The 18348-nt window shown below is 71.1% G+C and carries 16 protein-coding genes; 4 read left to right on the top strand and 12 right to left on the bottom strand.

Annotation, left to right across the window (positions count from 1 at the left end; genetic code table 11):
* Positions 1–1881 carry an ATP-binding cassette domain-containing protein gene (locus tag ACE3UN_RS10010; protein ID WP_374674790.1) on the top strand — a complete coding sequence of 627 codons (1881 nt, stop codon included), beginning with the start codon at positions 1–3 and terminating at the stop codon, positions 1879–1881.
* A 142-nt stretch (positions 1882–2023) separates the two neighbouring features.
* Here ACE3UN_RS10010 and ACE3UN_RS10005 read toward each other — a convergent pair whose 3' ends face one another.
* On the bottom strand, positions 2024–2992 hold the full coding sequence (locus tag ACE3UN_RS10005) for a tripartite tricarboxylate transporter substrate-binding protein (RefSeq protein ID WP_374674789.1): 969 nt from the start codon (positions 2990–2992) through the stop codon (positions 2024–2026).
* 141 nt (positions 2993–3133) lie between these two features.
* On the opposite strand from ACE3UN_RS10005, the gene ACE3UN_RS10000 reads away from it, so the two are divergent.
* A complete protein-coding gene (locus ACE3UN_RS10000; protein WP_374674788.1) occupies positions 3134–3511 on the top strand; it encodes a cupin domain-containing protein in 378 nt (125 codons plus the stop codon).
* Here ACE3UN_RS10000 and ACE3UN_RS09995 read toward each other — a convergent pair.
* The 10 genes from ACE3UN_RS09995 to ACE3UN_RS09950 all read right to left on the bottom strand — a co-directional run bounded on the left by ACE3UN_RS09995 (position 3498) and on the right by ACE3UN_RS09950 (position 15338).
* Positions 3498–4145 (bottom strand): DsbA family oxidoreductase, encoded by a 648-nt coding sequence (locus ACE3UN_RS09995; protein WP_374674787.1) that lies wholly within the window; start codon positions 4143–4145, stop codon positions 3498–3500. The two genes, ACE3UN_RS10000 and ACE3UN_RS09995, sit on opposite strands and share 14 nt — an antisense overlap.
* Before the next feature lie 115 nt (positions 4146–4260).
* Positions 4261–5541: a phenylacetate--CoA ligase family protein gene (locus tag ACE3UN_RS09990; RefSeq protein WP_374674786.1), complete on the bottom strand. Its 1281-nt coding sequence runs from the start codon at positions 5539–5541 to the stop codon at positions 4261–4263.
* Positions 5538–5840, bottom strand: coding sequence for a hypothetical protein (locus tag ACE3UN_RS09985; protein ID WP_374674785.1), 303 nt, complete (start codon positions 5838–5840; stop codon positions 5538–5540). Before ACE3UN_RS09985 ends, ACE3UN_RS09990 begins: the two co-directional genes overlap by 4 nt.
* 140 nt (positions 5841–5980) lie before the next feature.
* On the bottom strand, positions 5981–6787 hold the full coding sequence (locus ACE3UN_RS09980; protein ID WP_374674784.1) for an ABC transporter ATP-binding protein: 807 nt from the start codon (positions 6785–6787) through the stop codon (positions 5981–5983).
* Between the two features lie 172 nt (positions 6788–6959).
* The gene (locus ACE3UN_RS09975) at positions 6960–8297 is read right to left on the bottom strand and encodes an ABC transporter substrate-binding protein (RefSeq protein ID WP_374674783.1); all 1338 of its coding nucleotides are present in this window, start codon (positions 8295–8297) and stop codon (positions 6960–6962) included.
* 76 nt (positions 8298–8373) lie between these two features.
* The gene (locus ACE3UN_RS09970; protein WP_374674782.1) at positions 8374–9438 is read right to left on the bottom strand and encodes a branched-chain amino acid ABC transporter permease; all 1065 of its coding nucleotides are present in this window, start codon (positions 9436–9438) and stop codon (positions 8374–8376) included.
* 27 nt (positions 9439–9465) lie between these two features.
* The gene (locus ACE3UN_RS09965; RefSeq protein WP_374674781.1) at positions 9466–10395 is read right to left on the bottom strand and encodes a branched-chain amino acid ABC transporter permease; all 930 of its coding nucleotides are present in this window, start codon (positions 10393–10395) and stop codon (positions 9466–9468) included.
* Positions 10396–10410: 15 nt separating this feature from the next.
* On the bottom strand, positions 10411–11208 hold the full coding sequence (locus tag ACE3UN_RS09960; protein WP_374674881.1) for an ABC transporter ATP-binding protein: 798 nt from the start codon (positions 11206–11208) through the stop codon (positions 10411–10413).
* 74 nt (positions 11209–11282) lie between these two features.
* Complete coding sequence (locus ACE3UN_RS09955) at positions 11283–13229, bottom strand: AMP-binding protein (RefSeq protein WP_374674780.1); 1947 nt, start codon at positions 13227–13229, stop codon at positions 11283–11285.
* A gap of 162 nt (positions 13230–13391) precedes the next feature.
* Positions 13392–15338: a diguanylate cyclase gene (locus ACE3UN_RS09950; RefSeq protein ID WP_374674779.1), complete on the bottom strand. Its 1947-nt coding sequence runs from the start codon at positions 15336–15338 to the stop codon at positions 13392–13394.
* Positions 15339–15570: 232 nt separating this feature from the next.
* Between ACE3UN_RS09950 and ACE3UN_RS09945 the strand changes: the two genes are divergently transcribed.
* Both ACE3UN_RS09945 and ACE3UN_RS09940 read left to right on the top strand, forming a co-directional pair.
* Positions 15571–16296: a Crp/Fnr family transcriptional regulator gene (locus ACE3UN_RS09945; RefSeq protein ID WP_374674778.1), complete on the top strand. Its 726-nt coding sequence runs from the start codon at positions 15571–15573 to the stop codon at positions 16294–16296.
* 127 nt (positions 16297–16423) lie between these two features.
* Positions 16424–17263 (top strand): hypothetical protein, encoded by an 840-nt coding sequence (locus ACE3UN_RS09940; RefSeq protein ID WP_374674777.1) that lies wholly within the window; start codon positions 16424–16426, stop codon positions 17261–17263.
* A 42-nt stretch (positions 17264–17305) separates the two neighbouring features.
* On the opposite strand, the gene ACE3UN_RS09935 is transcribed toward ACE3UN_RS09940, so the two are convergent.
* Complete coding sequence (locus tag ACE3UN_RS09935; RefSeq protein ID WP_374674776.1) at positions 17306–18343, bottom strand: NAD(P)H-dependent flavin oxidoreductase; 1038 nt, start codon at positions 18341–18343, stop codon at positions 17306–17308.
* Positions 18344–18348 lie beyond the last annotated feature (5 nt).

Raw genomic sequence — 18348 nt, 5'->3', positions numbered from 1 at the left:
ATGGCCCTGCTCACCCTCACCCACGCCCACCTCGCCTTCGGCCATGTGCCCCTGCTCGACGGGGCGGATTTCTCGCTGGAGGCCGGCGAGCGCGTCGGCCTCATCGGCCGCAACGGCACCGGCAAGTCCTCGCTGCTGAAGATCCTGGCCGGGCTGGAGCGGCCCGACGACGGCAGCCTGCAGCTGCAGTCGGGCGTGCGCACCGTCTACGTGCCGCAGGAGCCGGTGTTCAGCGAGCGCGCCACCGTGTTCGACACCGTGGCCGAAGGCGTGGCCGAGGCGCGCGCGCTGCGCGAGCGCTTCGAGGCGCATGCGCCCGGCGACGACCTGGACGCGCTGCAGACGCGGCTGGAGGCGCTGGGCGGCTGGACCTGGGAGCAGCGCGTGGACGAGACGCTGCAGCGGCTGCGCCTGGACCCCGCCGCCGTGATGGGCAGCCTGTCCGGCGGCACGCGCAAGCGCGTGGCCCTGGCGCGCGCGCTGGCCGCCCAGCCCGACGTGCTGCTGCTGGACGAGCCCACCAACCACCTGGACCTGGAAGCCATCGACTGGCTGGCCGGCCTGCTGACCTCCTTCCGCGGCGCCCTCGTGCTCATCACCCACGACCGCGCCTTCCTGGACGCGGTGGCCACCCGCATCGTCGAGCTGGACCGCGGCGAGCTGCGCGGCTACCCCGGCAACTTCGCGGCCTTCGAGGCCGCCAAGCAGCGTGAGCTGGAGGCCGAGGCGCTGGCCAATGCGCGCTTCGACAAGCTGCTGGCCCAGGAAGAGGTGTGGATCCGCAAGGGCGTGGAGGCCCGCCGAACGCGCAGCGTGGCGCGCGTGGCGCGGCTGCACACGCTGCGCGAGGAGCACCGCGCGCGGCGCGAACAGCAAGGCCGCGTGCGCCTGGACGTCGACCGTGGCGCCGCCAGCGGCAAGCTGGTGGCCGAGCTGGAGGGCGTGACCAAGGCCTTCGGCGGCCGGCCGGTGGTGCAGGATTTCTCCGCCATCTTCCTGCGCGGCGACAAGGTGGGCCTGGTGGGCCCCAACGGTGCCGGCAAGACGACGCTGCTCAAGCTCATCCTCGGGCAGCTCGCGCCCGACAGCGGCCGGGTGCGCACCGGCGCCAACCTCACCATCGCCTACTTCGACCAGATGCGCGATGCGCTGGACCCGGACAAGACCCTGGCCGACACCATCAGCCCGGGCAGCGAGTGGATCGAGATCGGCAGCCAGCGCAAGCACGTGATGAGCTACCTGGGCGATTTCCTCTTCGCCCCGGCGCGCGCGAATTCGCCGGTGCGCAGCCTGTCCGGCGGCGAGCGCAACCGGCTGCTGCTGGCGCGCCTGTTCGCGCGGCCGGCCAACGTGCTGGTGCTGGACGAGCCCACCAACGACCTGGACATCGAGACGCTGGAGCTGCTGGAAGAGCTGCTGCAGGACTACGACGGCACGGTGTTCCTCGTCAGCCACGACCGCCGCTTCGTGGACAACGTGGTCACCAGCACCGTGGTGGCCGAGGGCGAGGGCCGCTGGCGCGAGTACGAAGGCGGCATCACCGACTGGCAGGCCCAGGCGGCGCGCAGCGCGGCGGCGGCCGAGGCGGCGCGACCGGCCGCCCCCGCCGCACCCGCGGCGGCCCCGGCGCCCACCGCCCCCCGCAGCACCGAGCCCCGCCGCAAGCTCAGCTACAAGGAGCAGCGCGAGCTGGACGAACTGCCCGCGCGCATCGAGGCCCTGGAGAAGGAGCAGGCCGAGCTCGCCGCGCTCATCGGCGGCACCACGCTCTACATCGAATCACCCCAGCGCATCACCGAGGTCACCACCCGCCACGCCGCCATCGAGGACGAGCTCATGGCCCTGCTGGAGCGCTGGGAAACCCTCTCACAGCGCGCCTAGAAAAGCAAAGGCCCGCAGAAGCGGGCCGTCCCATCCAGGGCGTGCGCGGGTCCGGCTTGGCCGGCCCGCTGCGCGAGCCCCCTCGGGGGGCAGCTCGCGCCAGCGAGCGTGGGGGCCCACAGCCCGGCGTGGGGGCCAACCATCAATCGGCGTACTGGCCGGCGGCCTTGATGACCGGGCCCCACTTGTTGATCTCGGCGTCCACGAACTTCTTGTGCTCGGCCGGGTTCACGCGCCCGTCGGTGACGATCACGGCACCCAGCGCGTCTTCACGCTTGATGAACTCGGCGTCCTTCAGGGCGGTCTTGAGGGCCGCGTTCACCTTATCCAGCACCGCCTTGGGCGTGCCCTTGGGGGCGTACAGGCCGTGCCAGATCGACACGTTGAAGCCCTTCAGGCCGGATTCGTCGAGCGTGGGCAGCTTGGCCAGCGCCGGGGTCGTCAGGCGCTTGGACGTGGTCACGGCGAAGGCCTTCACCTTGCCCGATTCGATCTGGCTGGTGGTGTTGGTCGTCTGGTCGCACATCAGGTCGACCTGGCCGCCGAGCAGGTCGGTCATGGCCGGCGCGGTGCCCTTGTAGGGCACGGTGGTCATGTCGATCTTGACGCTCTGCTGGAACAGCAGGCCGCACAGGTGCGAGGCGGAGCCCAGGCCGGCGTTGGCCAGGTTGATCTTGCCGCGATTGGCTTCCAGCCACTTGCCCAGCTCGGCATAGTTGTTGGCCGGCAGGGCGGTCTTGCCGATGAGCGTCATGGGCACTTCGTTGATGAGGCCCAGGTACTCGAAGTCGTCCAGCGTCTTGTACTGCAGCGTGCGGTACAGGGCGGGCGAGGTGGCCATGCCGATGTGGTGCAGCAGCAGCGTGTAGCCGTCCGGCGCGGCCTTGGCCACCTTGGTGGCGCCCAGCGTGCCGCCGGCGCCGCCGACGTTCTCGATCACGAGGGTGCCGCCCAGCGGCTTGCGCAGGGCTTCGGCCAGGTCGCGCGCGACCTTGTCGGTGGGGCCGCCGGCCGCGAAAGGCACGACGATGGTGACGGGCTTCTCGGGGTACTCGGCCAGGGCAGAGCCGGCAACGGCGAAGGCGGCGAGGGCAAGGGCAAGGCGTTTCATGGCGTGCTTCACGAGGGGGAGGCGCTGAGGTGGCCCATGCTAGCCAGCGGCCCGGCTGCGCCACATCGGGAACTACGTAAGGGGCCACCCTGAAGGGGCTAGCATGCCGTTCTTCACGCCACGCCTGCCTCGCGCCACGCCATGGACCAGCCCGCCCGCCCGCCCCGCGTCATCCGCTTCGACCCCGCGCCGGCCACGGCCCCGGTGATCGACCACCCGCGGCCGGAGCGCCGCGAGGTGGGCGACCCCGAGCGCCGCACCTGGGTGCTGCACGAGAGCGCCGAAGAAGGCCTGGCCGCCGGCATCTGGGAATGCGAGCCGGGCCGCTGGCGCATCGCCTTCGGCCCGCGCGAGCACGAGTACTTCATCGTGCTGGAGGGCGTGTGCCGCCTGCACGACGCCAGCGGCCACGTCGAGACCTTCGGCCCCGGTCAGGCGGTGGTGCTGCCGCCCGGCTTCGAGGGCTCGTTCGAGGTGCTCGAGCGGCTGCGCAAGCACTTCGTGATCATCGAGAAGTAGCCGACTCGGCCGCGATCTCGCGCAGGGCCTGCTCGTAGGCCTCGGGGGGCTGGCCGCCCTGGATGAGGTAGCGGTCGTTCACGATCACGGAGGGCACGGCCCGGATGCCTTCGGCCTGCCAGCGGGCCTCGGCCTCCCGGACGTCGTCGGCATGGGCGCCGCTGGCGATCACCTCGCGGGCGGCGGCCGGGTCCAGGCCCGCCTCCTCGGCGGCGCGCGCCAGCACCTCGGGGTCACCCGGGTTCTCGCCGCGGCCGTGGTAGGCACGCAGCAGGGCGTGCTTGAGCGCGCGCTGCGGGGCCTCGCCCTGCAGGCCGGCCCAGTGCAGCAGGCGGTGGGCATCGAAGGTGTTCCACACGCGCAGGCGGTCACCGAAGGTGAAGCCCACCGCGGCGCCGCGCTCGCGCAGCAGGGCACGGTTGCGCTCGAGCTGCTCGGCACTCAGGCGGTACTTGCGCTGCAGGTGCTCGGCCGCGTCCTCGCCCTCGGGCGCCATCTGCGGGTTGAGCTCGAAAGGGTGCACCTGCAGCTGCACGGTGATCTCGGGCCCCAGGCGCTCGAGCGCCCGCTCCAGCCCGTTCAGGCCCACGGCGCACCAGGGGCAGGCGATGTCCGAAACGAAATCGATCTTCATGGGGCCCCCACGCTCGCTGGCGCTCGCTGCCCCCCGGGGGGGCTCGCGCAGCGGACCGGCAGAGCCGGATCCGCGCACGCCCTGGACCATGCAGCCCGCGTGCGAGCGGCTGCGACTAGTCGTATTTTCGCGCGTCCTCGATGACCTTGCCGTCGTTGGGCAGGCTGCCGGGTGGCAGCAGCTCCACGGCGCCGCGCAGCTTGGTGACGTCGCGGATGGTGTCGGCGATGCGCTCGGCCAGGCCGGCGGGCGCGCCATCGGCCTCCACCTTCAGCGTCATGCGGTCGTTGGCCATCTCGCCTTCCACCACCAGGCGGCCGCGGCGCGCCTCGGGGTGGCGGCGCAGCACCTCGGCCACCTGGCCGGGGTGCACGAACATGCCGCGTACCTTGGCGGTCTGGTCGGCGCGGCCGAGCCAGCCGCGGATGCGCTGCTGGGTGCGGCCGGTGGGGCAGGGGCCGGGCAGGATGGCCGAGAGGTCGCCGGTGCCGAAGCGCACCAGCGGGTAATCCGGGTTCAGCGTGGTGACCACGACCTCGCCCACCTCGCCCTCGGGCACCGGGTCGCCGGTGCCGGGGCGCACGATCTCCACGATCACGCCTTCGTCCACCACCAGGCCTTCGCGGGCCGGCGTCTCGTAGGCGATCAGCCCCAGGTCGGCCGTGGCGTAGCACTGGAAGGCGGCGATGCCGCGCTCGGCGAACCACTGGCGCAGCGACGGCGGCAGCGCCTCGCCGCTGACCATGGCCTTGGTGAAGGACAGGCGCTGGCCGGTCTCCTCGGCCTTTTCCACCAGGATGCGCAGGAAGCTGGGCGTGCCGATGTAGCCGTGCGGCTTCAACTCGGCCACCGCCTGCAGCTGCAGCTCGGTGTTGCCGATGCCGCCCGGGAACACGGTGCAGCCCACCGCGTGGGCGCCGGTCTCCATCATCGAGCCGGCGGGGGTGAGGTGGTAGCTGAAACTGCAGTGCACCAGGTCGCCGGCACGGAAGCCCGCGGCATGGATGGCGCGCGCCATGCGCCAGTAGTCGGCGGCCGCACCTTCGGGCTCGTAGATGGGCCCGGGTGACTGGAACACGCGCCGCGCGCCGGTGGCGTGCGGCAGGCCGGCCCAGCCGATGGCGGCAAAGCCGCCGAAGGGGTCGTGCACCGGCGCGCTGCCGGCCGCGGCGCGGGCCGCCTGCTGGCGGGCGAGCAGCTCGCTCTTGCGCACCACGGGCAGGCGGGACAGGGCCTCGCGGCTGGCCACGGCGGCGGCGTCCACCTCGCGCAGCAGCTCGGCGTAGGCGCCGGCCCGGGCACGGGCGTGGCTCACCACGCCGGGCAGGGCCGCCATCAGCGCGGCTTCGCGCTCGGCCGCCGGGCGCGTCTCCAGGGCATCGTAGAAACTCATCACTCGTCCTCGCTCCAGCGCGCCAGGCGCTTCTTCAGCTCGTCGGTGAACCGGCGCACGGCGGCGCTGCTGTCCAGCGTGTGGCGGTCCCATTCGGGCACCTGGCGCGACGGCCGCTTCGCCAGCCGCGCCTCGATCGCGGTGTCCGTCAGCGCCAGCTCCACCACGCGCAGCCCCTTCCACTCGAAGCCGTCGCCGCGCTCGGCCAGCACCCGGGTGTCACGCAGGCTGCGCTGCAGGCCAAGCAGCGCCTCCGCCGGCTTGAAGGGCGGTGCGGCAAAACCAAACTCTTCTTCGTTCACAGGCAGACCTCTGCGACGGTATCAATCGCGCGCGGCACAGCCGCCACGCCGTCAAGCGGCCACCGCGGAACCGGCTATGCCGGGCCGCCAGTGGCGCCCCCTCGAGGGGGCGCGCCGAAGGCGCTTCGGGGGTGGTCCCATCACGCAAGCCAACGCTTCCGGCGCTTGTAGCTCTTCACGTCCTTGAAGCTCTTGCGGTCGCCGCCGCCCATGCCGAGGTAGAACTCCTTCACGTCCTCGTTCTCGCGCAGGGCCTTGGCCTCGCCGTCCATCACGATGCGGCCGTTCTCCAGGATGTAGCCATAGTCGGCGTACTTCAGCGCGATGTGGGTGTTCTGCTCGGCGAGCAGGAAGGTGACCTTCTCGCGGGTGTTCAGGTCCTTCACGATCTCGAACACCTCTTCCACGATCTGCGGCGCCAGGCCCATGCTGGGTTCGTCCAGCAGCACCATCTTCGGGTTGGCCATCAGCGCGCGCCCGATGGCGCACATCTGCTGCTCGCCGCCCGAGGTGTACGCGGCCTGGCTGGTGCGGCGTGTCTTCAGGCGCGGGAAGTAGGTGTAGACCTTCTCCAGCGTCTCGGCCACGGCCGCCTTGCCGTCGCGGCGCGTGTAGGCGCCGGTCATGAGGTTCTCCTCGATGGTGAGGTGGGCGAAGCAGTGCCGCCCCTCCATCACCTGGATGACCCCGCGCTCCACCATCTCGGCGGGGGTCAGGCGCTCGATGCGCTCGCCGCGCAGGTCGATCGAGCCCTTGGTGACGTCACCCCGCTCGCCGGCCAGCAGGTTGCTCACCGCCCGCAGCGTGGTGGTCTTGCCCGCGCCATTGCCACCCAGCAGCGCCACCACGCTGCCCTCGGGCACCTGCAGCGACACGCCCTTGAGCACGAGGATCACATGGTTGTAGATCACCTCGATGCCGTTGACGTTCAAAAGCACATTGCTCATCGTTGGCCTTTCTCTTCGAAGCACTGCGCGCAGTGCTTCGAAGAAGGCCCCGCCAAGGGGCCACCCCGCCTGGCGGGGTCTGGGGTGTCTCAGGCCCCTCCCGCCTGGCGGGAGGGGAAGGGGAGGGTGCGCCAAGGCCCTGGCAAGGCCAGAGCTGAGGCGCATTGGCGCCTCAGCTCTGGCAGTCCGCCGGCGCGCGGCGCGTCAGCTTCTTGTCGCCGGCGTACTTGTCCGCGGCGGCCTTGACCATCGGCTTGATGATCTGCTCGTCGGCCTGGTACCAATCCGACGAGAAGTCCCACTTGGCGCCGTCCCAGGTGTGCACGCGGGCCCAGGTGGAGCCCATGTGGTCCTGGCACGAGGTGCTCACCGGGCGGATCACGCCGGTCAGGCCCAGCTTGTCCAGTGCCTTGGCGTCGAGCGACAGGTTCTCCAGGCCCCAGCGCACCTGCTCGCCGGTCATGACCTTGCCCTTGCCGAAGCGCTCCTGGGCGCGGCGCACGGCCTCGATGGCCATGGCCTGGATGATCACGCCGCGGGTGTAGAGCACGGAGCCCACCTCGTCCTTCGGCCCGGTGCCCTGGCCCTTGTCGTGCACGAACTTCAGGATGTCCTGGATCACCTTGGGCTGCTGGCCCGAGGTGTTCAGCGCCAGCGCGTTGTAGCCCTTGGCGCCGGCGCCGACGTCCTTGACGTCCGGCTCGGCACCGGCCCACCACACGCCGTACATCTTCTCGCGCGGATAGCCGGTGGCCTGGGCTTCCTTCAGCGCGGTGGAGTTCATCACGCCCCAGCCCCACAGCAGCACGTAGTCGGGGCGCTGCTGGCGCACCTGCAGCCAGGCGGACTTCTGCTCGACGCCGGGCGCCGTGACGGGGATCTTCACCAGCTCGAAGCCGTGCATGCGCTGGCGCTCGTCCAGCAGCGGCATGGGCTCCTTGCCGAAGGGGCTGTCGTGGTAGACCAGCGCGATCTTCTTGCCCTTGAGCTTGTCCATCCCGCCCTCCTTCTTGCCGAGGTGCTGGATGAGGATGTCGGCGGCCGTCCAGTAGCTGCCCATCAGCGGGAAGTTCCACTTGAACACGCCGCCGTCGGCGCTGGCCGACAGGCCGTAGCCCAGCGTGATCAGGGGCACCTTGTCATTGGGCACCTTGTCGGTCAGCGCGAACGTGATGCCGGTGGCCTGGGGGTCGAACACGGTGGCGTTCTTGCCCTTCAGGCGCTCGTAGCACTCCACGCCCTTGTCGGTGGCGTAGCCCGTCTCGCACTCCTCGAAGGTGAGCTTGACGCCGTTCACGCCGCCGTCGCGGGCGTTGATCATCTTGATGTAGTCCTGCTTGCCGTTGGCCCACGGCGTGCCGTTGGGCGCGTAGGGGCCGGTGCGGTAGACCAGCAGGGGGAAGAACTGCTCCTTGGCCTGGGCGTGGGCCGCGGGTGCGGTGGCCAGCGCCGCGAGGCCCGAGACGGCCACGAGGGCGGCGGCGGTCAGGGTCTTCAACTTCGTCGTCATGTCTACCTCCAGGGGTGGGGACTCGAGAAGCAGGGTGCTTCGCCCTGCGGTGTGGGAAAGGGGTGCGGGGCGGGCGTCAGTGGGGGAAGGGCCACAGGCGCAGCTTCTCGCGGGCGGTGGACCACAGCCGCGCGATGCCGTGCGGCTCCACCACCAGGAAGAACACGATCAGCGCGCCGAAGATCATGTAGGTCAGGTGCGAGGCCAGGGCGGTGTCGATGGGAATGCCCAGCGCGGCGGGCAGCGCGTCCAGGAAGATCGGCAGCAGCACGATGAAGGCGGCGCCGAAGAAGCTGCCGGCGATGGAGCCCAGGCCGCCGATGATCACCATGAACAGCAGCTGGAACGAGCGGTCCACCGAGAAGGCCGCCGGCTCCCACGAGCCCAGGTGCACGAAGCCCCACAGCCCGCCGGCCACGCCCACGATGAAGGAGCTCACCGCGAAGGCACTGAGCTTGGCATAGACGGGGCGGATGCCGATCACGGCCGCGGCCACGTCCATGTCGCGCATGGCCATCCACTCGCGGCCGATGTGGCCGCGCACCAGGTTCTTGGCCATGAGGGCGAACACGGTGACGAAGGCCAGGCAGAACAGGTACTTCTGCACCGGCGTCTCGATGGGCATGCCGAACACGTTCAGGCCCGCCACGCTCACCGAGCCCGACGCCGAGTCGTTGGTGAACCAGCGGATGCGCAGGAAGGCCCAGTCGGTGAAGAACTGGGCGGCCAGCGTGGCCACCGCCAGGTACAGCCCGCGGATGCGCAGCGAGGGCACGCCGAACAGCACGCCCACCACCGTGGCGCACAGGCCGCCCAGCAGCAGCGCGGCGATCAGCGGCATGCCGTCGATGCGCACGAAGAAGTTGTAGGCCCCGTAGGCGCCGATCGCCATGAAGGCGCCCGTGCCCAGCGAGATCTGGCCGCAGTAGCCCACCAGGATGTTCAGCCCCAGCGCCGCCATGGCGAGGATGAGGAAGGGCACGAAGATGGCCCGCAGCATGTACTCGCTGGCCAGGAAGGGCACGGCCACGAAGGCCAGCGCGATGAGTGCCAGGATCACCACCTTGTCCTGCACGACCGGGAAGATCTGCTGGTCGGCGTGGTAGCTGGTCTTGAACTGGCCGTTCTCACGGTAGAGCATGTCTTTCTCCTGTTCCGCCGTGCGCGCTCAGACGCGGTCGATGATCTTTTCGCCGAACAGCCCCTGCGGCCGGAACAGCAGGAACACCAGCGCCAGCACGTAGGCGAACCAGATCTCGATGCCGCCGCCCAGGCTGGGGCCGATGTAGACCTCGCTGAGCTTCTCGCCCACGCCGATGATCAGGCCGCCGATGATGGCGCCGGGCACCGAGGTCAGGCCGCCCAGGATGACCACCGGCAGCGCCTTCAGCGCCACCTGCTGCAGCGAGAACTGCACGCCCAGCTTGCTGCCCCAGATGACGCCGGCCACCAGCGCGGCGAAGCCGGCCACCGACCACACGATCACCCAGATGCGCGACAGCGGGATGCCGATGGACTGCGCGGCCTGGTGGTCGTCCGCCACGGCGCGCAGCGCGCGGCCCGTGGCCGTCTTCTGGAAGAACAGCGACAGCCCCGCCACCAGCGCCGCGGCGATGAGCGCGGCGTACAGGTCTTCCTTGTTCAGCAGCACGCCGCCTTCGAAGGTGCCCTCGAACAGGAAGATCGGGTCCTTCGGCATGCCGATGTCGATCTTGTAGATGTCCGAGCCGAACAGCGTCTGGCCGAAGCCGTCCATGAAGTAGCTGATGCCGAGCGTGGCCATCAGCAGGGTGATGCCCTCCTGGTTGACCAGCTTGCCGAGCACGAAGCGCTCGATGGCCCAGGCCACCGCCACCATCAGCGCCATGGCCGCGGCGAAGGCCAGCAGGTTCGCCAGCACCGGGTTGTCGAAGCCCAGCCACTTGGGGAACCACTCGGAAAAGCGCGCCATGGCCAGCGCGGCGAACAGCACCATCGCGCCCTGCGCGAAATTGAAGACGCCCGAGGCCTTGAAGATGAGCACGAAGCCGAGCGCGATGAGCGAGTACAGCATGCCCGCCATCAGGCCGCCGAACAGCGTTTCAAGAAAGAATCCCATGGTCCGTCGCGTCCTTCAGTGGCTGGTGCCCAGGTAGGCGCTGATCACGTCGGGGTTGGTGCGCACCTCCTCGGGCGTGCCGTCACCGATCTTCTTGCCGTAGTCGAGCACCACCACGCGGTCGGAGATGTCCATCACCACGCCCATGTCGTGCTCGATCAGCACGATGGTGGTGCCGAACTCGTCGTTCACGTCGAGGATGAAGCGGCACATGTCCTGCTTCTCTTCCACGTTCATGCCGGCCATCGGCTCGTCCAGCAGCAGCACCTGCGGCTCCATGGCCAGCGCGCGGCCCAGGTCCACGCGCTTCTGCAGGCCGTAGGGCAGGCGGCCCACGGGCGTCTTGCGCCAGGCCTGGATCTCGAGGAAATCGATGATGCGCTCGACGAAGGCACGGTGCGCCACCTCCTCGCGTTCGGCGGCGCCCAACCGGATCGCCTGCTGGAGGATGTTCGTCCTCATCTTGAGGTTGCGGCCGGTCATGAGGTTGTCAATCACGCTCATGCCCTTGAACAGCGCCAGGTTCTGGAAGGTGCGCGCGACACCCATCTCGGCCACCTGGCGCGAGTTCATGTGGCTGAAGGTCTGGCCGCGGAAGGTGATCTTGCCCTCCTGCGGCGTGTAGACGCCGTTGATGCAGTTGAGCATCGAGCTCTTGCCGGCGCCGTTGGGGCCGATGATGGCCCGCACCTCGTGCTCGCGCACGTTGAAGCTGATGTCGGTGAGCGCCTTGACGCCGCCGAACCGCAGGCTGATGTTCTGCACGTCGAGGATCACGTCGCCGACGCGGCGCTGCTTGCCCTGGGGCGTCATGGCCCCTCCTTCCAAGGTGCCGTCGGCCCCTGCCGCGGCCATGCGCGTGTCCGCGCGGGTCATGGTGTCGACGCTCATGCGGCCCTCCGCACGGCGTCGAAGGTCTTCACGTCCTGGATCTTCAGCGTGGCGCTCACGCTGCCGCTGCGCCCGTCCTCGAACTTCACCGCCGTCTCGATGAACTGCTCGGGCCGGCCGGCGTACATGGCCTCGACCAGCACGCCGTACTTGTCGGCGATGTAGCCGCGCTTGACCTTGCGGGTGCGCGTCATCTCGCCGTCGTCGGCGTCCAGCTCCTTGTGCAGCACGAGGAAGCGGTGGATCTGGCTGCCCGCCAGCAGCTCATCGCGGGCCAGGTCGGCATTCACCTGCTCCACGCAGTCGCGGATGAGCGCGTACACCTCCGGCTTGCCCGCCAGGTCGGTGTAGCCGGCGTAGGGCAGACAGCGCTTCTCGGCCCAGTTGCCCACGGCCTCGAAGTCGATGTTGATGAAGGCGCAGACGCGGTCGCGCTTGTCACCGAAGGCCACCGCCTCCTTGATGTGCGGGAAGAACTTGAGCTTGTTCTCCACGTACTTGGGCGCGAACATCGCGCCGTCGTTGGCGCCGCCCATCAGCCGCCCCACGTCCTTGGCGCGGTCGATGATCTTCAGGTGGCCACCGGCGTCCAGGAAGCCGGCGTCGCCCGTGTGGTACCAGCCGTCGGCGGTGAGCACCTCGGCGGTGGCCTGCGGGTTCTTGTAGTACTCCTTGAGCAGGCCGGGCGACTTGACCAGCAGCTCGCCCGAGTCGGACAGCCTGATCTGCACGCCGTCCACCGGCACGCCCACGGTGTCGGCCTTGGCCTCGTGGTCGGGCTGCAGGCACACGAATACGGCCGTCTCGGTGGAGCCGTACAGCTGCTTCAGGTTCACGCCGATGGAGCGGTAGAAGCTGAACAGGTCGGGGCCGATGGCCTCGCCCGCGGTGTAGGCCACGCGCACCCGTGACAGCCCCAGCGTGTTGCGCAGCGGCCCGTAGACGGCCAGGTTGCCGATGGCGTAGCGCAGCCGGTCGAGCAGGCCCACCGGCTTGCCGTCCATCAGCGCGGGTCCCACGCGCTTGGCCAGGGCCATGAAGTGGTGGAACAGCGCGCGCTTCGGGCGAGCGGCGTCCTCCATGCGGATCATCACCGAGGTGAGCATGCCCTCGAAGATGCGCGGCGGCGCGAAGTAGTAGGTGGGGCCGATCTCCTTCAGGTCGATGGCCACCGTGGCGGCCGATTCGGGGCAGTTGACGATGTAGCCGCAGGCCAGCCACTGCGCGAAGCTGAAGATGTTCTGGCCGATCCACGCGGGCGGCAGGTACGCCAGCACCTCCTCGCCTTCCGTCAGGTGGTCGAAGTGCTTGCCCGCCGCGGCGCGGTCCAGCAGCGAGAAGTGCGTGTGCACCACGCCCTTCGGGTTGCCTGTGGTGCCCGAGGTGAAGAACATGGCCGCCACGTCGTCGGCCTGGCCGTGGGCCACCTCGTCGTCGAACAGGCGCGGATGCGCGTGGTCATGCGCGCGGCCGTCCTCGCGCAGCGCGTCGAGGGACGCCAGCCCGGGCTCCTGGTAGTTGCGCAGGCCGCGGGGGTCGTCGTACCAGATGCGCGACAGGGCGGGGCACTGCTCGCGGATCTCCAGCAGCTTGTCCACCTGCTCCTGGTCCTCCACCACCGCGAACGCCACCTCGGCGTTGTTCAGCGGGAAGACGAACTCGGCGGCGGCCGCATCCTGGTAGAGCGGCACCGGCACGGCCCCCAGCGCCTGGGCGGCGAGCATGGTGGCGGTCAGCCGCGGGCGGTTGTCGCCGATGACCACGATGTGCTGGCCGCGCTTCAGGCCCGCGGCCGCGAAGCCGCAGGCCAGGTGACGCACCAGCTGCGCCAGATCGCCCCAGGTGGTGGTCTGCCAGATGCCGTATTCCTTCTCGCGCAGCGCCGCCGCGTGGGGGCGGCGGGCGGCGTGCTCCAGCATGAGGCGCACAAAGGTGGTCTGCACGGCGGGTGTCTCCTTGTGGTGCACCGACGAGGGCATGCCTGCCGGTGTGCTGTGCATCGTAGGCCGAAGTTTGACGCTGTGTTGTCGGTTGGACGACAATTCGCCCACCCGCCACCCCCGGACTTTCCCCAGCCCGCGGCGGTGCCGCGTGTCAGCGATACGTCAATTTGACGCGTCAGGCACGCCGGGCACGGCGCGCAGGTCCACGCCGCCGGCGGCGGCACAGGCGGGCAGCCGCGCCAGGTCGGCCTCCGGCAGCGGCGCCTCACCCAGCGCCAGGACGACCTGGTTGCGCCCCTGGGCCTTGGCCAGGTACAGCGCGGCGTCGGCCTGGGCCAGCCAGGCGGCCCAGGGCTGGCCGCGGCCGGCGCGAAAGCTCACCCCCCCGGCCGAGGCGCGCACGGGCAGCGGCGTGCCGCCCGGCAGGTCCATGGGTGCGCTGCCCAGGGCGGCCAGCACCCGCTCGGCCACGGCGCGCAGGCCGGTGGCGTCGGTGCCTGGCAGCACGAGCAAGAACTCCTCGCCACCCCAACGCACGATGGCGTCGCCGTCGCGCAGCACCTCGGCCAGGCGGCGTGTCATCTCCACCAGCACCGCGTCGCCGGCGGCATGGCCGTGCGTGTCGTTGACCCGCTTGAAGTGGTCCACGTCCAGCAGCAGCAGCGACACGGCGCGTCGGCGCGCCGGGGGCAGGGCCGCGTTGTCCTGCTCCAGCCGCTGCAGCAGGCCCTCGCCGAAGCGGCGGTTGCAGGCGCCGGTCAGGGGGTCGTGCAACGATTCCGCGCTCAGGCGCGCCACGTCCTGGCGCGAGCGCGACAGCCGCTTCCAGGTGGCGAAGGCCAGCCAGGCGACCGCCAGCGCCGCCAGGGCCCAGGCGATCTCGCGCCATGTGCGCAGCTGCAGCTCGGCGTCCTGGCGCGCCTTGTCGGATTTCAGGTGCTCGATCTCGCGGGCGCGCTGCTGGGCAGCGAACTGCTCCTGCAGCCTGGCCACCGCCTGCTCGCGCTGGGTGGTGGTGAGCGCCTGGTCCAGCTTCACCCAGCGGCGCAGCGCCTGCAGCGCCTCCTGTGGGCGGCCGGCAGCCTCCAGCGCGGCCACCTGCTGCTCCACCAGGTCGGCCAGCTCGCGCTGGTTGCCGGTGCGCTCGGCGATCTCCACCGCCGTGCGCACCAGCGCCAGGCCTTCGTCGTGGCGGCCCAGGTGCACCCAGGCCACGCCGCGGTTGACCAAGGCGAACGCATGGCCGTTGGGGTCGACCTCGCGGTCGGCCAGGCGCTCGGCGCGGCGCGCGAACTCGGCGGCGCGTGCGTACTGCCCGGTGTCGTTGCCCAGCGCCGCCAGGTTGATCAGCGCGTTCATCTGCACCTGCTCCTGGCCCGGCCGGCGCTCGGCCAGGCGCAGCACCTCCTCCAGCACCTGGCGGCGCTCGCGGCTTTCCTTCTGGGCCGCGAGCGAGTAGCTCAGGTCCACCAGCAGACGCACCAGCGCGTGCTCGAAGCCGATCTCGCGGGCCAGCGCGATGCCCTCGCGCACATAGCCCACGGCGCGCGGCAGGTCGCGGCGGTTCGCGCTGACCACGGCCAGCGCACTGAGCGCCTCCACGCGGTCGGCGGGCAGGTGGTGCGAGGCGGCCACCTCGGTGGCGTGCACCGCGTCGGCGATGGCGCTGTCGTAGTCGCCCAGCATGGAGTGCGCCATCGCGCGCGCCAGGCGCCATTCCACCCGCAAGGCCGCATCCGCCGGCTCGGGCAGGGCGGACAGGCGGGCGAGCAGGTCGGCCCAGGGGGCGTTCTCGACCGATTCGTCCTGCTGCACCTGGCGCAGCAGCAAGGCGGCCCGGCAAGGGGCGCACGCCGGGTCGTCGGCCAGATGGCGAAGGCGCTGCATCGCCCCGGCGTGCACGGCCGGGTCGTTCACGCGCCAGGCCATGTCGGCCATGAGCGACGCCGCGCGCCAGCCCACGCGGTCCCAGGCGGTGCCCTCGGCATCGGCCGGCGCGGCCGCGCTGCGCAGCCGCTGCAGCGCGTCGGCGGGGGAGGCATAGCCGTGCTCGCGCAGCGCCTGCACCACCGTCGATGCGGTGCCGTCGACAGCAGCCGGCGCCGCCATGGGCAGGGCGGCGCCGAGGGCGAGGCAGAGGGCGAGGGCGACCGCACGGGGCCACGACGGGTGGCGCACGCAGGCAAGACGGGGCGGGCGGAACGGAACCACGGCGCGTTATCGGCCCGGTGGCGGCCGCCTTGACCCGGGCGCGGCCCGGTTTTGACGCCAAAGCCCATCTGTGATGACAATTCGGCGGCCGGTCACCTTGTCCGTCGCGCTGTTCGCCCCGCCCGCCACGATGCTGCTCGAATCCCGTCCCCTGCGCGACCGCGCCCGCTCGCTCAGCAGCGGCGAACTGGCCGGCATCGCCTGGCTGGCCCTGCTGGAGCCGGCCGACCGCGAGCGGGCGGCGGGCAGCCTCATGGTGGCGCACGCCGAGCCGGGGGAGCTCATCTGCCGCATCGGCCGGCCCGCCACCTTCTGGTTCGGCGTCATCGACGGCCTGCTGAAGATGAGCAACGAGCCCGGGGCCGGTGCGCCCATCACCTTCACCGGCGTGCCGCCAGGCGCCTGGTTCGGCGAAGGCACGCTGCTCAAGCGCGAGCCGTACCGCTACAACATCGAGACACTGCGCCGCAGCCGCGTGGCCGGCCTTCCCATCGAGACCTTCCACGACCTGCTCGCGCGCAGCATCCCCTTCAACCGCTTCGTGCTGAACCAGCTCAACGAACGCCTGGGCCAGTTCATCGCCGCGCGCGAGACGGACCGGCTGGGCGACCCCGACACGCGGGTCGCCCGCAACCTCGCGTCGCTGTTCCATCCCGTGCTGTACCCGGGCGTGGGCCAGCTGCTGCGCATCACCCAGCAGGAGCTGGCCTACCTGGTGGGCCTGTCGCGCCAGCGTGTGAACCAGGCGCTGCGCACCCTGCAGGCCGCCGGGCTCATCGCCATCGAGTACGGCGGCCTGCGTGTGCTGGACCTGCAGGGGCTGCGGCAGTTCGCGCCGGGCGTGGTGCCGGCCTGACGCCGCCCGAACGTTCCCCAGGCGAGCGAGACTTCTGCACGCCCGGGCGTGCGGATGCCGCTCCCCGGCCTGGTGGCAGCGCCTCTACAGTGGTTGGTTCCAATTCGTTACACCCTGAGGGAATCCCATGCACTTCCGCACCGCCCTGGCCTGGGCCGCACTGGCCGCCACCCTGTCCCTGCCCAGCCATGCCGCCCTGGAAACGCTGGTCGAGTACGACAGCTTCGTCTCGGTGGATGGGGACCTCGACCCCAACCTGTGGGGCCCGGCGTACGGCCCGGTGGAGCAGAAGCGCTACATCAACGCCGCCGGCCAGCTGGAACTCGGCCAGCGCGTGCTGGCCAAGAAGACCGACAACACCGGGCTGACCGCGGCGTCCTACGGCCTGGCCTTCTACGATCCGGCGAAGATCAAGGAGATCGCCGCGAACGTGGCGGTGCTGGGCATCGGCAGCGAGCCGTGTGCCGCGAACACCGAGATCGGCATCTCCACGGCGCGCCTGGCCGGCAGTTTCTTCAACAGCGGCGGCAAGACGGCGGGCAGCCAGCTGAACGACGTGATCGCCCAAGTGCGGTTCGAGCGCAGCGCGGCCAGCGTGGCGCCCGAGGGCTACAGCAACATCGTCGCCCGGGTGGACAAGTGCACGTCGGCCGACTGCTCGACGACCACCCAGCTGTTCCGCCAGCAGCTTGGCGCGAGCGTGGCGGCGAACACGTCGGTCCGGCTCTTCCTGCGCTGGGACCAGGCCGCCAAGACGTTCAGCTTCAAGCGCGGGGCCGACCCCTACGCGACCTACACCTATGCCATGGTGGACACGGTGGCGCCCGGCCTGCCGTTCAAGGCGCTGCAGATCCGCAACATCGTGGAGAACTGCACTGCGACGGGTGCCCTGCGCAGCGGCTGGGCCGCCGCGACCTTCGACACGGTCTACGTGAACGCCAGCGGCGACCGGCTGCCCACGCCCTGACGGGCCCGCCGCAGGGCCGCCAGCCGGCGGCCCTCGCGCGGCTCAGGCCCGCCAGCCCGCCGCGAGCGCGGCGGTGATGCCGGCCGCACCGCCCGTGGAGAGCCCGCGGTGGTGCTGGCCGGCCCACAGCGGCGTGAAGCCGCTGTCGCCGCGCGACTCGGCCCAGCTGCGCAGCGGGGCCATGGCGCCGGTGGCCAGCGGAAAGGCGGGCGCCAGCGGGCTCATGGGGCCCCACGCCCGCACCGCGTGGTTGACGATGCCACGTGCCGGACGCCCGGTGAACACGTTGGTCAGCGCGGTGGGGCCGCCGGCCTGCAGGGCGGCGCGGTGCAGCGGGGACGTGAGCGCCTCGTCGCACAGCAGGTAGGCCGTGCCCGCCTGCACGCCGTGCACGCCCAGCGCCCGGGCCGCGCGCACCGTGGCGGCGTCCACGACGCCGCCTGCGGCGATGACGGGCACACGCACGGCCCGCACCACCTGCGGCCAGAGCGCCAGGCTGCCCAGCTGCGTGGCGATCTCGTGGTCCAGGAACATGCCGCGGTGCCCGCCCGCCTCCAGGCCCTGGGCGATCACCGCGTCGGCGCCATGCGCCTCCAGCCAGCGCGCCTCGTCCACCGTCGTGGCGGACGACAGCACCTTCGACCCCCAGCCCTTCACGCGCGCCAGCAGGGCCGGCTCGGGCAGGCCGAAATGGAAGCTCACCACCGCAGGCCGGAACGGCTCCACCACGTCCGCCACCGCGTGGCTGAAGGGCTGCCGGCCGGCGCCCGCGGGGACCGTGGCGGGGTCGATGCCGGCCTGCGCGTAGGCCGGGGCCAGCGCGTCGCGCCAGCGCGCCAGCACCGCCTCGTCCGGCACGGGCGGCCGGTGGCAGAAGAAGTTCACGTTGAAGGGCGCGCTGGTGGCCTGGCGCAGCGCGTGCAGCTCGTCGGCCAGCTGCTCGGGCGTGAGCATGGCGGCCGGCAGCGCACCGAGGCCGCCGGCCCGGCACACGGCGGCGGCCAGCGCATGGCCCTGCACGCCGGCCATCGGCGCCTGCAGGACGGGGTGCTCGATGCCGAGCCAGCGGGCGAGGTCCATGGTGG

Source organism: Ideonella sp. (assembly GCF_041918995.1).
Lineage (GTDB): Bacteria > Pseudomonadota > Gammaproteobacteria > Burkholderiales > Burkholderiaceae_C > Ideonella.
Note: the sequence above shows the minus strand (reverse complement) of the source record. Positions and strands in the feature narration are given on the sequence as shown.

Excerpts from the sequence above, each read along its gene's own strand:
- ACE3UN_RS10010 (WP_374674790.1), top strand. The coding sequence starts at position 1 with ATGGCCCTGCTCACCCTCACCCACGCCCACCTCGCCTTCGGCCATGTG.
- ACE3UN_RS10005 (WP_374674789.1), bottom strand. The coding sequence starts at position 2,992 with ATGAAACGCCTTGCCCTTGCCCTCGCCGCCTTCGCCGTTGCCGGCTCT.
- ACE3UN_RS10000 (WP_374674788.1), top strand. The coding sequence starts at position 3,134 with ATGGACCAGCCCGCCCGCCCGCCCCGCGTCATCCGCTTCGACCCCGCG.
- ACE3UN_RS09995 (WP_374674787.1), bottom strand. The coding sequence starts at position 4,145 with ATGAAGATCGATTTCGTTTCGGACATCGCCTGCCCCTGGTGCGCCGTG.
- ACE3UN_RS09980 (WP_374674784.1), bottom strand. The coding sequence starts at position 6,787 with ATGAGCAATGTGCTTTTGAACGTCAACGGCATCGAGGTGATCTACAAC.
- ACE3UN_RS09975 (WP_374674783.1), bottom strand. The coding sequence starts at position 8,297 with ATGACGACGAAGTTGAAGACCCTGACCGCCGCCGCCCTCGTGGCCGTC.
- ACE3UN_RS09970 (WP_374674782.1), bottom strand. The coding sequence starts at position 9,438 with ATGCTCTACCGTGAGAACGGCCAGTTCAAGACCAGCTACCACGCCGAC.
- ACE3UN_RS09965 (WP_374674781.1), bottom strand. The coding sequence starts at position 10,395 with ATGGGATTCTTTCTTGAAACGCTGTTCGGCGGCCTGATGGCGGGCATG.
- ACE3UN_RS09960 (WP_374674881.1), bottom strand. The coding sequence starts at position 11,208 with ATGACGCCCCAGGGCAAGCAGCGCCGCGTCGGCGACGTGATCCTCGAC.
- ACE3UN_RS09950 (WP_374674779.1), bottom strand. The coding sequence starts at position 15,338 with ATGGCGGCGCCGGCTGCTGTCGACGGCACCGCATCGACGGTGGTGCAG.
- ACE3UN_RS09945 (WP_374674778.1), top strand. The coding sequence starts at position 15,571 with ATGCTGCTCGAATCCCGTCCCCTGCGCGACCGCGCCCGCTCGCTCAGC.
- ACE3UN_RS09940 (WP_374674777.1), top strand. The coding sequence starts at position 16,424 with ATGCACTTCCGCACCGCCCTGGCCTGGGCCGCACTGGCCGCCACCCTG.
- ACE3UN_RS09935 (WP_374674776.1), bottom strand. The coding sequence starts at position 18,343 with ATGGACCTCGCCCGCTGGCTCGGCATCGAGCACCCCGTCCTGCAGGCG.